Source organism: Acidovorax sp. (assembly GCF_022763525.1).
Taxonomy (GTDB): domain Bacteria; phylum Pseudomonadota; class Gammaproteobacteria; order Burkholderiales; family Burkholderiaceae_C; genus Acidovorax.
Genome location: NZ_JALEGG010000306.1, coordinates 1 through 14,072, shown reverse-complemented (window position 1 = coordinate 14,072; position 14,072 = coordinate 1). Strand labels below are relative to the sequence as shown.

The window sequence follows — 14,072 nt, the reverse complement described above, 5'->3', positions numbered from 1 at the left end:
CCTTGACGGCCAGGCCAGCGCCAGCCGGGGCTTCAACGAACAGCTGGCCGGCATCGCCACCACGGCGCAGGCGGGGCTGCAGGCCAGCTGGGAGATCGACCTCTTCGGCGCCAACCGGGCCGCGCACACGGCCGCTGGCGAGCGACTGGCCGGCGCGCAGGCCGCCTGGCACGAGGCCCGCGTGAGCGTGGCAGCCGAGGTGGCGCAGCAGACCAGCAGCGTGCGCACCTGCCTCGAGCAATTGCGCGTCGCCGAGCGCGATGCGCAGTCTCGCGGGGAGACCTCGCGCCTTTCGGGCTTGAGCGAGCGGGCCGGATTCACGGCTCCCGCCACGGCGGCGCTGGCCCGCGCGAGCGCCGCCGAGGCACAGGCCCGCGCCTCGCAGCAGCGCATGCAGTGCGACGTGGAAATCAAGGCCCTGGTGGCGCTCACCGGATGGGAAGAGCCCGCCTTGCGCACGCGCCTGTCCACACCCGGCCCGGCCGCGCCCGACACCCTGTTCACCATCGCAGCGCTGCCAGCGCAGGTGCTGGCGCAGCGGCCGGACGTGTACAGCGCCGAGCGCGAGGTGGCTGCCGCCAGTGCCGACGTCGGCAGCGCCCAGGCACAGCGCTACCCGCGCCTGGGGCTGAGCGGCTCGGTGGGGACGGCCTGGGTGCGTACCGGCGGCGTGACCACCGACTTGAACACCTGGACCATCGGCCCGCTGGCGCTGAGCGTGCCGCTGTTCGACGGGGGGCGCCGCGGCGCACAGGTGGAGGCGGCACAGGCCCGCTACGATGAGGCCGCAGCGCTGTACCGCGCCAAGGTTCGCCAGGCCGTGAGCGAGGTGGAGCAAGCGCTGGTACGCCTGCAGAGCACGGCCGAGCGCAGCGACAGCGCGCGGACAGCGGCCGAGGGCTACCGGGCGTCGTTCGATGCCACGGAGGCCCGCTGGCGCGGCGGGCTGGCAAGCCTGGTGGAGCTGGAAGATGCCCGGCGCACCGCGCTGGCGGCCGAGAACGCACTGGTGGCGCTTCGGCACGAGCGCCAGGTGGCCTGGATTGCGCTGTACCGCGCTGCAGGCGGTGGGTGGAAGCTGTGAGGCCCCCCTTGAGCTGCTTCGCAGCTTCCCCCCTTCTCTCTCGCTTCGCTCGGGAGGTGGACGCAGCACTCGCTGCAGGGCATCCCTTGCTCGGCTGCCGTGGTTTGGGCCGCGCCAGTTTCAACGGCTGCCGACCGTGCGTAGCCCACGGATCGCTGATATGAATTCTTAGGACGGATGCAAATGCAACATTCCTCTTTTCCCTTCAAGTTTTCTCCTACCGCCTTCGCCGTGATCGCGGCCTGCGTGCTGGCCACGGGCGGCGCCCTGCTTTTCTCTGCCGCTTCGCGCGCAGCCGATGAGCCCAAGGCTGCTGCGCAGCCCCGCCCCGCGCTCACCGTGAGCACCGCCGCGCCGCAGCGCACATCCGTGCCCCTGCGCCTGGCCGCCAACGGCAACGTGGCGGCTTGGCAGGAGGCCAGCATTGGCGCCGAGAGCAATGGCCTGCGTTTGACCGACGTGCGCGTGAACGTCGGCGACACGGTGAAGGCCGGGCAGGTGCTGGCAACGTTCTCTGCCGAGACGATCCAGGCCGATGTGGCGCAAGCGCGCGCCAGCCTGCTCGAAGCCCAGGCCAACGCCGCAGAGGCCGCGGCCAACGCGGAACGGGCCCGATCGCTGCAGGCCACGGGCGCTCTGAGCCAGCAACAGATCCAGCAATACACCACGGCCGAAAAGACCGCGCAGGCTCGCGTGGAGGCGGCCCAGGCCACGCTCAACGCCCAGCAGCTGCGCCTGAAGTACACGCAAGTGGTGGCGCCGGACAGCGGTGTGATCTCCGCCCGCACGGCCACCGTGGGCGCCGTGGTGGGTTCGGGGAACGAGCTGTTCCGCATGGTGCGCAAGGGGCGTCTGGAGTGGCGCGCCGAGGTCACGTCCACCGAGCTGCGCCGCATCCAGCCCGGCGTGAAGGCCAGCGTGACGGCGGCCAGCGGCGCCACCGCGGAGGGCACGGTGCGCATGGTGGCGCCTACCGTGGACCCGCAGACGCGCAACGCGCTGGTGTACGTGGACTTGCCCGCCGGCAACGACTTCCGCGCCGGCATGTTCGCGCGCGGCGAATTCGCGCTGGGACAGAGCGACGCCCTCACCGTGCCGCAAGAGGCGCTGGTTGTGCGCGACGGTTTCTCTTACATCTTCGTGGTGGGCGCCGAGCAGCGCGTGCAGCAGCGCAAGGTGCAGACCGGCCGCCGCGTGGCCGACCGCGTGGAGCTGCTCACGGGGCTGGACGCCAATGCCCAGGTCGTGGTGCGGGGCGCCGGGTTCCTCAACGATGGCGATCTGGTGCGGGTGGCTGCGCCCGCCCCTGCCGCGGCCCCCGCGCAAACCACGTCGCAAGCCCCCGGACTTAAGCAAAAAATGACTCTAGCGCTTGCCAATCAAGCGCAAGCAGCTATCAATTAAGGAGCGTTCTTCATGAATGTATCCACCTGGTCCATCAAGAACCCGATACCGGCACTGATGCTGTTCGTGCTGCTGACCTTCGGCGGGCTGCTGGCCTTCAACGCCATGAAGGTGCAGAACTTCCCGGACATCGACCTGCCCACCATTTCCGTGACGGTGGCGCTGCCGGGCGCATCGCCCGCGCAGCTCGAGAACGATGTGGCGCGCAAGATCGAGAACAGCATCGCCACGCTGCAGGACCTGAAGCACATCTACACCAAGGTGCAGGACGGCGGCGCCACCATCACCGCCGAGTTTCGGCTGGAGAAACCCACGCAGGAAGCGCTGGACGACGTGCGCTCCGCCGTGGCCCGCGTGCGCGGCGATCTGCCAGGCGACGTGCGCGATCCCATCGTGACCAAGATGGATCTGGCCGCTCAGCCCGTGCTGGCCTTCACCATCGCGTCGAGCCGCATGGACGACGAGGCGCTGTCGTGGTTTGTGGACGACACCGTGGCCAAGAAGCTGCTGGCCGTGCGCGGGGTGGGTGCGGTCAACCGCGTGGGCGGGGTCGCGCGCCAGATTCATGTGGAACTCGACCCGGTGAAGCTGCAGGCGCTCAATGCCTCCGCGGCCGACGTGTCGCGCCAGTTGCGCCTGGTGCAGACCGAAAGCGCCGGCGGCCGCACCGACCTCGGCGGCAGCGAGCAGCCCGTGCGCACGCTGGCCACGGTGCAGTCGGCGCAGGAACTCGCAGGCCTCACGCTCGCGCTGTCCGATGGCCGCCATGTGCGGCTGGATCAGGTGGCGACCGTGTCCGACACCATCGCCGAGCCGCGTGCGCTGGCCATGCTCAACGGCAAGCCCGTCGTGGGCTTTGAAGTCTCTCGCAGCAAGGGCGCGAGCGAGGTCGAGGTGGGCCGTGCGGTGCAGGCCGCGCTCAAGGAACTGCGCGAGCAGCACACGGACCTGGAGATCACCGAGGCCTTCAACTTCGTGCAGCCCGTGCAGGAGGAATACGACGGCTCCATGCACCTGCTGTACGAAGGCGCGCTGCTGGCCGTGCTGGTGGTGTGGCTTTTCCTGCGCGACTGGCGCGCCACATTTGTCTCGGCCGTGGCACTGCCGCTGTCGATCATTCCGGCGTTCATCGGCATGCACCTGCTGGGCTTTTCGATCAACGTGATCACGCTGCTGGCGATGTCGCTGGTGGTGGGCATCCTGGTGGACGACGCCATCGTGGAGGTGGAGAACATCGTGCGCCACCTGCGCATGGGCAAGACACCCTACCAGGCCGCGATGGAAGCGGCGGACGAGATCGGCCTGGCCGTGATCGCCACCACGTTCACGCTGATCGCGGTGTTCCTGCCCACGGCGTTCATGAGCGGCATCGCCGGCAAGTTCTTCAAGCAATTCGGGTGGACGGCGTCGCTGGCGGTGTTCGCCAGCCTGGTGGTGGCCCGCGTGCTTACGCCCATGATGGCAGCCTACATCCTCAAGCCCATCGTGGACAACCACAAGGACCCGCGCTGGATGACGACCTACCTGCGCTGGGCGGCCTGGTGCATCAAGCACCGGTGGATCACCTTCATCGCGACGGCGGCGTTCTTCATCGGCTCGCTGGCGCTGATCCCGCTGCTGCCCACAGGCTTCATCCCGCCGGACGACAACTCGCAAACCCAGGTGTACCTGGAGCTGCCGCCCGGTGCCACGCTGGCGCAGACCCGCGCCGTGGCCGAAGACGCGCGCGAGCGCATCGCCAAGGTGGAGCATGTGCAGAGCGTGTACACCACCATCGGCGGGGGCTCGGCGGGGGCCGACCCCTTCATGGGCGGCGCCGGGACCGAGACACGCAAGGCCACGCTCACGATCCTGCTGGCCGAGCGCGGCGACCGGCCGCGCAAGCAGGGTATCGAGAACAAGATCCGCGCGGCGCTGGAACCGCTGCCCGGCGTGCGCAGCAAGGTGGGCCTGGGTGGGTCGGGCGAGAAGTACGTGCTGGTGCTTTCGGGCGACGACCCGCAGGCGCTGACCACGGCGGCGCTGGCCGTCGAGAAAGACCTGCGCACCATCCCCGGCCTGGGCAGCATCTCGTCCACGGCCAGCCTGGTGCGCTCGGAGATCGCGGTGCGCCCAGATTTTGCGCGCGCTGCCGACCTGGGCGTGACCAGCAGCGCCATCGCCGAAACGCTGCGCATCGCCACCGTGGGCGATTACGACGTGTCCTTGCCCAAGCTCAACCTGGCCTCGCGCCAGGTGCCCATCGTGGTGAAGCTGCAGGACGACGCCCGCCAGGACCTGTCGCTGCTGGAGCGCCTCGCCGTACCGGGCAGCAAGGGGCCGGTGATGCTCGGCCAGGTCGCCACGCTGGAGTTCAGCGGCGGCCCGGCCGTGGTGGACCGCTACGACCGCGCGCGCAACGTCAACTTCGAGATCGAGCTCTCAGGCCAGCCGCTGGGCGACGTGACCAAAGCCGTGGAGGCACTGCCGTCCATCAAGAACCTGCCCCCGGGCGTGCGCCAGATCACCATCGGCGACGCCGAGATGATGGGCGAGCTGTTCGCCAGCTTCGGCCTGGCCATGCTCACCGGCGTGCTGTGCATCTACATCGTGCTGGTGCTGCTGTTCAAGGATTTCCTGCACCCGGTGACCATCCTGGCGGCGCTGCCGCTGTCGCTGGGCGGCGCCTTCGTGGGCCTCCTGATCGCGCAGAAGAGCTTCTCCATGCCTTCGCTCATCGGGCTGATCATGCTGATGGGCATCGCAACCAAGAATTCGATCCTGCTGGTGGAGTACGCGATCCTGGCGCGGCGCGAGCACGGCATGACGCGCTTCGAGGCGCTGATCGATGCCTGCCACAAGCGCGCGCGGCCCATCATCATGACCACGCTGGCCATGGGCGCCGGGATGCTGCCCATCGCCATCGGAATCGGCGCGGCCGACGCCAGCTTCCGCTCGCCGATGGCGGTGGCGGTGATCGGGGGGTTGATCACTTCCACGCTGCTGAGCCTGCTGGTCATCCCCGCGGTGTTCACCGGTGTGGACGATGTGGGGCAATGGTTCGGCCGCATGCTGCGGCGGGTGCGAGGGCGGGACGCCGAGACTTCGCCGGCCGCAACGCCCTCGCCGCGCACGGCGCCGTAAAAGGCGGGGCGACGGCACGGGAGCAATCGTTCACAGGCTCTCGTGCCACGCCCCGGCTGTCGGCGGAAAAGCCGGGAAATTACCCGGCACGAAAGCGTATTGCGCCAGAGGCGGGCGTTAGATAATGTAACGAGCATGAACCTCGTCAGCCTCAACATCGAAACGATCCAGCTGGGGCACCCGCTGCCTTTTGTGCTGCGCGGCTCCGATGGGGTGCTGCTGGCGCAAAAAGGGTACGTCATCCGCAACCGCGAAGAGCTGGCGCGGATGGTGGCGCGAGGCCGGCAGCTGTGCGTGGACACGGACGAGTCGGGAGAAAGCCATCGGGCTTACCTGGCGCAGCTGCAGCGCATGCTGATCGCCGACACCAACTTGGGCGAAATCGCGGCCATGAAAATGGCGGCCGCTGACGACAAGGCGGCGCGGGACCGGGCTGCCAAGACCTTGCCCGACTGGCCCGAGTTGCAACTGCGCGCCACGCAGTTGCTGCGCACACCGCTACCCGGGGACTTCGGCGCACGGTTTCAGGCGCTGCACGATGAGCTCGCCCGCCATGTCGAACAGACGCCCGACGCCACGCTGCTCGCGCTGATCTATCTGTCGGCGCAAGAAACCCGCATGTACAGCGCCACGCACGCCATGCTGGTGAGCTGCGTGTGCATGGTTGTGGCGCGCGAGATGCTGCGCTGGCCCGAGGCGCACATCCAGCAGCTCGGCCATGCGGCCCTCTCCATGAACATTGCCATGACCGAGCTGCAGGACCAGCTGGCCCAGCAGACCCATCCGCTCACGGCCCAGCAGATCGCAGCGGTGGAGAACCACGCCGAGCGCTCCGAAGCGCTGCTGCGCACCCTGGGCGTGGCCGACCACGACTGGCTGGAGGCCGTGCGATGCCACCACCACCGCACGCCCGGGCCGCTGGCCAAGAAGACCTTGGCCCAGCAAATGGCGCGACTGTTGCAGCGCGCCGATATCTTTGGCGCGCGCATGGCGCCCCGCGCCGCCCGGCTGCCGATGCCGGTCACGGCAGCCATGCAGGCGAGCTACTACGACGAGGAGCACCAGGTGGATGAAGCCGGCGCCGCCCTCGTCAAGACGCTGGGCGTGTACCCGCCAGGGGCCTTCGTGCGTCTGGCCAGCCAGGAAGTGGGCGTGGTCATCCGCCGGGGCACCACCGCCACCACGCCGCGTGTGGCAGTGGTCACGAACCGCGAAGGCCTGCCCACGGGCGAGCCGATTCCGCGGGATACCGGCATGCCGCCCTGGAAGATCACCGGGGTGGTGGCTTTCAAGGACGTGCGTGTCAAGCTTTCGCTGGGCCGCCTCCTGACTCTGGCGTAAGCCGCTCTCTCCGGGCGTTCTCGGCGCCCGTATCCCCCTGCGCTGCGGGGGCATTTCTCCTTCCCCTTCATTGCGCGCCTGCCGGGCATTTCGCTGCTCCGCATCAAGGCTGGGCGCCAGCATGCGCCTCGTATACCAATCAGTCCAAATAAAAACTCATGTGGACAAAAAATAATGGATTGGTTAAATTGCGTCCATCCATCCACATTTCTGCGCAGGCTGTCCCATGAAAACTTCGTTGAGATCCCTTCTGGAGGCCGGCCTCGTCGCGGTGGCGGCGCTGGGCTCTGCCGTCCCGGCCCATGCGCAGGCCGCGGTCGGTTGCCCGGCCCTGCTGCAGCACACGTTTGCCCGGCTGCAGGATGAAAAGCCGCAGTCGCTGTGCCAATACGCGGGCAAGGTGGTGCTGGTCGTCAACACCGCCAGCTTTTGCGGCTTTACCGGGCAATACAAAGGACTCGAGGAGCTGTATGCGCGCTACAAGGACAAGGGCCTGGTGGTGTTGGGATTCCCGTCCAACGACTTCTCGCAGGAAACAGGCAGCAATGCCCAGATTGCCGAGTTCTGTGAAAACACCTTCGGCGTGAAATTTCCGATGTTTGCCAAAAGCAGCGTGAAGGGGCCTGAAGCCTCGCCGCTGTTCCGCGAACTGGCGCAGCAGTCCGGCACCGCCCCGCGTTGGAACTTCCACAAATACCTGCTCGGCCGCGACGGCAAGTTGGTGGACCAATATTCCAGCCTCACCGCGCCGGACAGCAAAACCCTTGTCCGCGCTATCGAACAGCAACTTGCTGTTGCGCCCACACGGTGATTGCAATGTTTTCTTTAATTTTTTTGCAAATAAATCGGCGCGGGCTCTGGAACTTCGCTGAAGTGACCCTACTCTATCCCCTGCGCAACGCAATTGCGCACCGTACAGTTTTAACGTTGCGAAGCCTTTCGGGCCCCTGGGTTCCGACTGACCTCCTGGAGCGCTTCTCCTCCCTCCCTCTCTTATTCGTTTCGGGACGCTTCGCAACCTTTTTATTCCGTGAGCCGGCCAGAGGGGGCCGGCCATGAAAATCGCCATCATCGGCTCCGGCATCTCCGGGCTCTCCGTCGCGCACCAGTTGCGCGGCCAGGCGGACATCACACTCTTCGAGGCGGGCGACTACTTCGGCGGCCACACCCACACGGTGGATGTAACGCTGCCGGATGCCTCGGGCACCCCCGTCACCCACGGCGTGGACACCGGGTTTCTTGTGTTCAACGAGCGCACCTACCCTCATCTCATCCGCCTGCTGGCCGAGCTGGGCGTGGAGACGGCCAAATCCGACATGTCGTTCTCGGTGCAGGTGCCCGCAGCCCTCGGCGGTGGCCGCGCGCTGGAGTGGAGTGGCACCAACCTCAGCACCGTGTTTGCCCAGCGCTCCAACCTGGTCAACCCGCGCTTTCTGGGCATGCTGCGCGACCTGCTGCGTTTCAACAAGCTTTGCACGCGCATTGCCGAAAAGCAGGCCGAGGCCGCGCTGATGCAGCCGCTGGGCGACTTTTTGCGCGAGCACCGCTTTGGCGATGCGTTCCGCGACTGGTACTTCCTGCCCATGCTGGGCTGCATCTGGAGCTGCCCCACCGACCAGATGCTGAAGTTCCCCGTGGCCACCATGATCCGCTTCTGCCACAACCACGGCCTGATCCAGGTGAGCAACCGCCCGCAGTGGTGGACGGTGTCCGGCGGTGCGCGCCGCTACGTGGACAAGATCGTGGCGGGCATTGCCGACAAGCGCCTGAACACCCCCGTGCGCCGCATCGAGCGCGACGCCGCCGGGGTGCGCGTGGTGACTGCAGACCGCACAGAACACTTCGACAAGGTGGTGCTGGCCACGCACTCCGACCAGTCCCTCGCGCTGCTGGCCCAGCCGACGACGCACGAGCGCGCGGTGCTGGGTTCCATTCGCTACCAGGCCAACCGCGCCGTGCTGCACACCGATATCTCGGTGCTGCCCGAACGCCGCGCCGCCTGGGCCGCCTGGAACTACGAGCGCGCCCAGCAGCGCAGCCGCGAGTCGGCCCGCGTGTGCCTGCACTACCTCATCAACCAGCTGCAGCCCGTGCCCTTTGCGCAACCCGTGGTCGTGTCGCTCAACCCGGTGCGCGACATTGCGCCCGAGCACGTGATCGGCAGCTACGAATACGCCCACCCGGTGTTCGACATGGCCGCCATCCGCGCGCAGCAGCAGGTGGGCAAGCTGCAGGGGCAGCAGCACACCTGGTTCTGCGGCGCCTGGACGGGCTACGGCTTCCACGAAGATGGCCTCAAATCCGGCTTGGCCGTGGCCGAGCAATTGCGGGCAGCCCTGCCCGCCCCCCTGGCGGAGGCCGCGTGAGCCACGCCCCGGCCCCATCCGCAGCGCCCCTCATCGGCTTCGGCCAGGTGCGCCACACGCGGCTGCGGCCCCGGCGGCATGCGTTTGCCTACCCCACGTTCTTCCTGATGCTGCCAATGCGCAGCCTGCCGGGCATGCCAACGCCGCTGGCCGTGAACCGGCGCGGCGCCATCAGCTTCCATGACGTCGATCATGGCGACGGCCGCAGCGCCGCGCAGGGCGGTGCGCTGGCCTGGCTGGACGAGCTTCTGCACACCGAAGGCATCACCGACGCCACGGGCGAGGTCTGGCTGCACTGCTACCCGCGTGTGCTGGGCTACACCTTCAAGCCCGTGAGCTTCTGGTATTGCCACCGCGCGGACGGCCCCCTGCGCGCCATCGTGGTGGAGGTCAACAACACCTTTGGCGAGCGCCATTGCTACCTGCTGGATGCGCCGCAGTACGGCGTGGAACAGCAGGCGCGCAAGGTGTTCCATGTGTCGCCGTTCTGCGAGGTGAACGGGGGCTACCGGTTCCGCTTCATGCGCACCGAGGCGGGGGCACAGGACGCAGGCCGCACCGTGGTGCGCATCGACCACGACGACGACACAGGCCCGCTCATCCAGACGAGCGTGAGCGGCACCCTGCAGGCCATCACCGCACAGACCCTGCGCCAGGCACTCTGGGGCTACCCCGCGATGACGCTCGCCATCATTGCCCGCATTCACTGGCACGCGCTGCAGCTGTGGCTCAAGCGCGTGCGTTTCCACCGCAAGCCCGAGGCGCCTGCATCCATCGTGACCCGCTGAATTCCATGACGAACGAGAACGCCGCCATGAACTCCACCACCGCCCCCCGCACCGCTCTGGCCTTGCCTGCAGGCACACCGGCTGCCGCCCGCACGGCGCTCAAGCTGCTGCAGCGCCTGCAGCACGGCCACCTCACGGTGCAGCTGCCCGACGGCACCTTGCAGCATTTCGGGCATGGCAACGGCCCCTCGGCCGCGATCACGCTTAGAAACTGGAACGTGTGCAGCGCCGCGCTCAAGTCCGGCGACATCGGCTTTGCTGAGAGCTACATCGCGGGCGACTGGACCACGCCGCACCTGACCGACCTGCTCAAGCTCTTCATCGCCAACCGCCAGCAGGTGGAAGGCGTGATCTACGGCACCTGGGCCGGGCGTCTGCTGTACCGCATCAAGCACTTGCTCAACCGCAACACCCGCGCCAACAGCCAGAAGAACATCCACGCCCACTACGACCTGGGCAACGCGTTCTACGAACTCTGGCTGGACGACACGATGAACTACTCGTCCGCCTGGTTCGAGGGCGATGCGGGCGGCGACATGCGCAAGGCCCAGCACGCCAAGGTGCGCCGCGCGCTGCGCATGGCGGGGGTGGAACCAGGCTCGCGGGTTCTGGAGATCGGCTGCGGCTGGGGCGCGCTGGCCGAGATGGCGACGGTCGAATTTGGCGCGAATCTGACGGGGGTGACGCTCTCCACCGAGCAACTCGCGTTTGCGCAAACGCGCATGGCCCAGCAGGGGGTGGCTGAGCGTGCTGACCTGCGCCTGCAGGACTACCGCGACATCCAGGACGGCCCGTACGACGCCATCTGCTCCATCGAGATGGTCGAGGCCGTGGGCCGCGAGTACTGGCCCACCTACTTCCAGTCGGTGCACCGCCTGCTCAAGCCCGGCGGCAGGGCCTGCATCCAGAGCATCGTGATCGATGACAGCCTCTTCGACCGCTACATCAGCTCCACGGATTTCATCCAGCAGTACATCTTCCCAGGGGGCTGTCTGCCCTGTCCACGCGAGTTCCGCCGCGAGGCCGAAGCCGCGGGCCTGCGCGTGGTGGACGAGTTCGCGTTCGGGCAGGACTACGCCGAGACCCTCCGGCGCTGGCGCGACCGGTTCCTGGCCCAGCGCCCGCAGATCCTGCAACTGGGGTTCGATGAGCGCTTCCTGCACATCTGGGAGTTCTACCTGGCGTATTGCGAGGCGGCGTTTGCGATGCGAAACATCGACCTGGTGCAGTACACGCTGACCAGGAATTGACAGGGAACCACAGGAAAAGCTATGAAATTTATAGCTGCTACCGCTTTGTGTATCAGCGCAGGGGCCTGTTTTTATTCAACCCCTGCCGCAGCGCGACTCGTGTCCGTGGTGCAGGCGGCCGAGCCGGCCAGCGCCACGCCCCTGTCGGGCGTGCGCCTGGCTGGCCAGGGCGTGCTACGGTTCCTGGGTTTCGAGATCTACCGGGCCCGCCTCTGGGTGCAGCCAGGCTTCGATGCTGACCACTATGCCGCCCGGCCACTGGCGCTGGAGCTGACCTACCACCGAGACTTTACGGCCGAGGCCATCGCCAAACGCTCCATCGAGGAAATGCGGCGCGTGGGCAGCTTCACGCCCCAACAGGCCACGCGCTGGCAGCAGGCGCTGCAAGCCGCATTGCCGGATGTGAAGTCCGGCGACCGCCTGCTGGGCATTCACCAGCCGGGCGTGGGTGCGGTGTTCAAGATGGCGGGGCGTGTCGTCGGTGAGGTGCCGGACGCCGAGTTCTCGCGTCTGTTCTTTGGCATCTGGCTTTCGCCGCAGACCTCCGAACCCGGGCTGCGCCAGGAGCTGCTGGCCGCTACCCGCACGGCAGGCCAACCATGACCTCCACGCAGCCCATCCGCGCCAGCGCAGGTCTGGCCTATGGGCTGCTGGGTCTGCCCCTGGCGTTTGTGGCGTTGCCGCTGTATGTGCTGCTGCCCAACCACTATGCGCGCGAGTTCGGCATGCCCCTCGCCACGCTGGGCTCGGTGCTGCTGGCGGCGCGGCTGTTTGACGCGTTCACCGACCCGCTGCTGGGCCGCCTTTCCGACTACCTCTTCGGCCGCTCGGTGCGCGCCGTGCTGGGGGTGGGCGCGGTGTCGGCAGCGGTGCTGGCACTGGGGTTGACCAGCCTGTTTTTTCCCCTGGTGCGCGGGGCCGATGCGCTCGTCGCCTGGGCGCTGGTGGCGCTGCTCATCACCTACACCGCCTACAGCCAGCTCAGCATTGCGCACCAGTCCTGGGGCGCTCGGCTGGGGGGCGACGAAGTGCAGCGCGGCCGCATCGTGGCCTGGCGCGAGGGTGCTGCGCTGGTCGGCGTGGTGCTGGCCTCGGTGCTGCCTGCGCTGCTGGGCCTGCCGGTGATGCTCAGTGTGTTTGCCACCGCCCTGCTGCTGGGCTGGTGGTGCTGGACGCGTGCGCCGCGTCCGGTGCGGCAGGACGCCGGTGTGTACCGGCCGCCGCAGCACACCAGTCTGTGGCGGCCCTGGGGACGGCCGGCGTTTCGCCGCCTGCTGGCCGTGTTCGTGCTCAACGGCATTGCCAGCGCCATCCCGGCCACGCTGGTGCTGTTCTTCATCCAGGACCGCCTGCAGGCTCCGCCCGCGCAGGAGCCGATGTTCCTCGCGGCCTACTTTGTGTGCGCTGCGCTGTCCATTCCGCTGTGGCTGCGCGCCGTGGCGCGCTGGGGCCTGGCACGCACCTGGCTGGCGGGCATGCTGCTGGCGATTGCCGTGTTTGTGTGGACCGCGTTTCTGGGCGCGGGTGATGTGGTGCCGTTCCTTGTCGTCTGCGCGCTGTCGGGCGTGGCCCTGGGCACCGACCTGGCCCTGCCCAGCGCCCTGCTGGCGGGCGTGATCGCTGCCGAGGGCGACAGCGGCCAGCACGAAGGCGCCTACTTTGGCTGGTGGAACTTTGCCACCAAGCTCAACCTGGCTTTGGCCGCTGGCCTCGCTCTGCCCCTGCTGGGCTGGTGGGGCTACACCCCCGGCACGCGCAGCGAAGAAGGCCTGCAGACCCTGGGCTGGGCCTATGCCGTGCTGCCCTGCGTGCTCAAGCTGCTGGCAGCAGGGGCGCTGTATGGGCTGGTGCTCCGGCCTGCACGCGGCCTGGCCAGCGCCTGATTTTTCAAGGGATGCCCCACATGCAAAGACGCCTTCTTCTCTCCGCCGCCGTGGCCACACCCGTGGCTCTGTCTGGCTGCGCCAGCCAGAGCATTGACGGCTACGCCAGCGAAAAACCAGTGCTGGACCTGGCCCAGTATTTCAACGGCAAGATCGACGCCTACGGCATCTTCCAGGACCGCAGCGGCCAGATCGTCAAGCGCTTCACCGTGGTGATGGACTGCAGCTGGAAGGGCAACGAGGGCGTGCTGGACGAAGCCTTCACCTATTCCGACGGCACCACACAACGCCGCATCTGGCGCCTGACCAAACACGCCGACGGCCGCTACACCGGCACCGCCGACGATGTGGTGGGCACGGCCAATGGCCAGACGCGCGGCAACGCCTTCCGCTGGAACTACACGCTGGCCCTGCCCGTGGACGGCAAGGTCTACCACGTGGACCTGGACGACTGGATGTACCTCATCGACGACCGCGTGATGCTCAACCGCGCGACCATGAGCAAGTTCGGCGTGCGTCTGGGCGAGATCACCCTGTCCTTCACCAAACGCGTACCATGAGCCTCAACCCCCCCTTGCGCGACTGGCAGGGCCGCCGGGCCTGGCTCATCGGCGCCAGCAGTGGCATTGGCCGGGCCACGGCGGCGGCGCTGCATGCGCGGGGTGCGCAGGTCATCGTGTCAGCCCGCAGCGGCGATGCGCTGGATGCATTTGTGGCCCAGCACCCAGGCAGCATGGCCCTGGCCTTTGACACGGCCGAGCCCGAGCAAGTGCTGGCCGCCGCCACGCAGGTGCTCGCAGGGGGAGCGCCCGGCCTGGTGTGCTACTGCGCGG

12 protein-coding genes are annotated in these 14,072 nt (G+C 67.8%); all 12 read left to right on the top strand.

Features of this window, described 5'->3' with window-relative positions; all coding sequences use genetic code 11:
* Positions 1 to 1,084: efflux transporter outer membrane subunit (locus tag MRY84_RS23105; RefSeq protein ID WP_291508001.1), on the top strand; the 1,084-nt coding region annotated here is incomplete at its 5' end.
* A gap of 183 nt (positions 1,085 to 1,267) precedes the next feature.
* The gene (locus MRY84_RS23100; protein ID WP_291508000.1) at positions 1,268 to 2,488 is read left to right on the top strand and encodes an efflux RND transporter periplasmic adaptor subunit; all 1,221 of its coding nucleotides are present in this window, start codon (positions 1,268 to 1,270) and stop codon (positions 2,486 to 2,488) included.
* Positions 2,489 to 2,500: 12 nt separating this feature from the next.
* The gene (locus MRY84_RS23095) at positions 2,501 to 5,611 is read left to right on the top strand and encodes an efflux RND transporter permease subunit (RefSeq protein WP_291507999.1); all 3,111 of its coding nucleotides are present in this window, start codon (positions 2,501 to 2,503) and stop codon (positions 5,609 to 5,611) included.
* Positions 5,612 to 5,746: 135 nt separating this feature from the next.
* Entirely contained in the window at positions 5,747 to 6,952 is a 1,206-nt protein-coding gene (locus tag MRY84_RS23090) for a phosphohydrolase (RefSeq protein ID WP_291507998.1), read from the top strand.
* A 226-nt stretch (positions 6,953 to 7,178) separates the two neighbouring features.
* Entirely contained in the window at positions 7,179 to 7,763 is a 585-nt protein-coding gene (locus tag MRY84_RS23085; protein WP_291507997.1) for a glutathione peroxidase, read from the top strand.
* Between the two features lie 244 nt (positions 7,764 to 8,007).
* Positions 8,008 to 9,318, top strand: coding sequence for an FAD-dependent oxidoreductase (locus MRY84_RS23080; RefSeq protein ID WP_291507996.1), 1,311 nt, complete (start codon positions 8,008 to 8,010; stop codon positions 9,316 to 9,318).
* Positions 9,315 to 10,106 carry a DUF1365 domain-containing protein gene (locus MRY84_RS23075; protein WP_291507995.1) on the top strand — a complete coding sequence of 264 codons (792 nt, stop codon included), beginning with the start codon at positions 9,315 to 9,317 and terminating at the stop codon, positions 10,104 to 10,106. Before MRY84_RS23080 ends, MRY84_RS23075 begins: the two co-directional genes overlap by 4 nt.
* A gap of 26 nt (positions 10,107 to 10,132) precedes the next feature.
* On the top strand, positions 10,133 to 11,356 hold the full coding sequence (locus tag MRY84_RS23070; protein ID WP_291508003.1) for a cyclopropane-fatty-acyl-phospholipid synthase family protein: 1,224 nt from the start codon (positions 10,133 to 10,135) through the stop codon (positions 11,354 to 11,356).
* Between the two features lie 105 nt (positions 11,357 to 11,461).
* Positions 11,462 to 11,959, top strand: a complete 498-nt coding sequence (locus MRY84_RS23065) for a chalcone isomerase family protein (protein ID WP_291508002.1) — start codon at positions 11,462 to 11,464, stop codon at positions 11,957 to 11,959.
* A complete protein-coding gene (locus MRY84_RS23060) occupies positions 11,956 to 13,239 on the top strand; it encodes an MFS transporter (RefSeq protein ID WP_291507994.1) in 1,284 nt (427 codons plus the stop codon). The genes MRY84_RS23065 and MRY84_RS23060 overlap by 4 nt, the downstream gene beginning before the upstream one ends.
* Positions 13,240 to 13,259: 20 nt before the next feature.
* Entirely contained in the window at positions 13,260 to 13,799 is a 540-nt protein-coding gene (locus tag MRY84_RS23055) for a DUF3833 domain-containing protein (protein WP_291507993.1), read from the top strand.
* Positions 13,796 to 14,072 (top strand): SDR family NAD(P)-dependent oxidoreductase (locus MRY84_RS23050; RefSeq protein ID WP_291507992.1); only part of this gene is annotated, 277 nt, incomplete at its 3' end. The genes MRY84_RS23055 and MRY84_RS23050, both read left to right, overlap by 4 nt.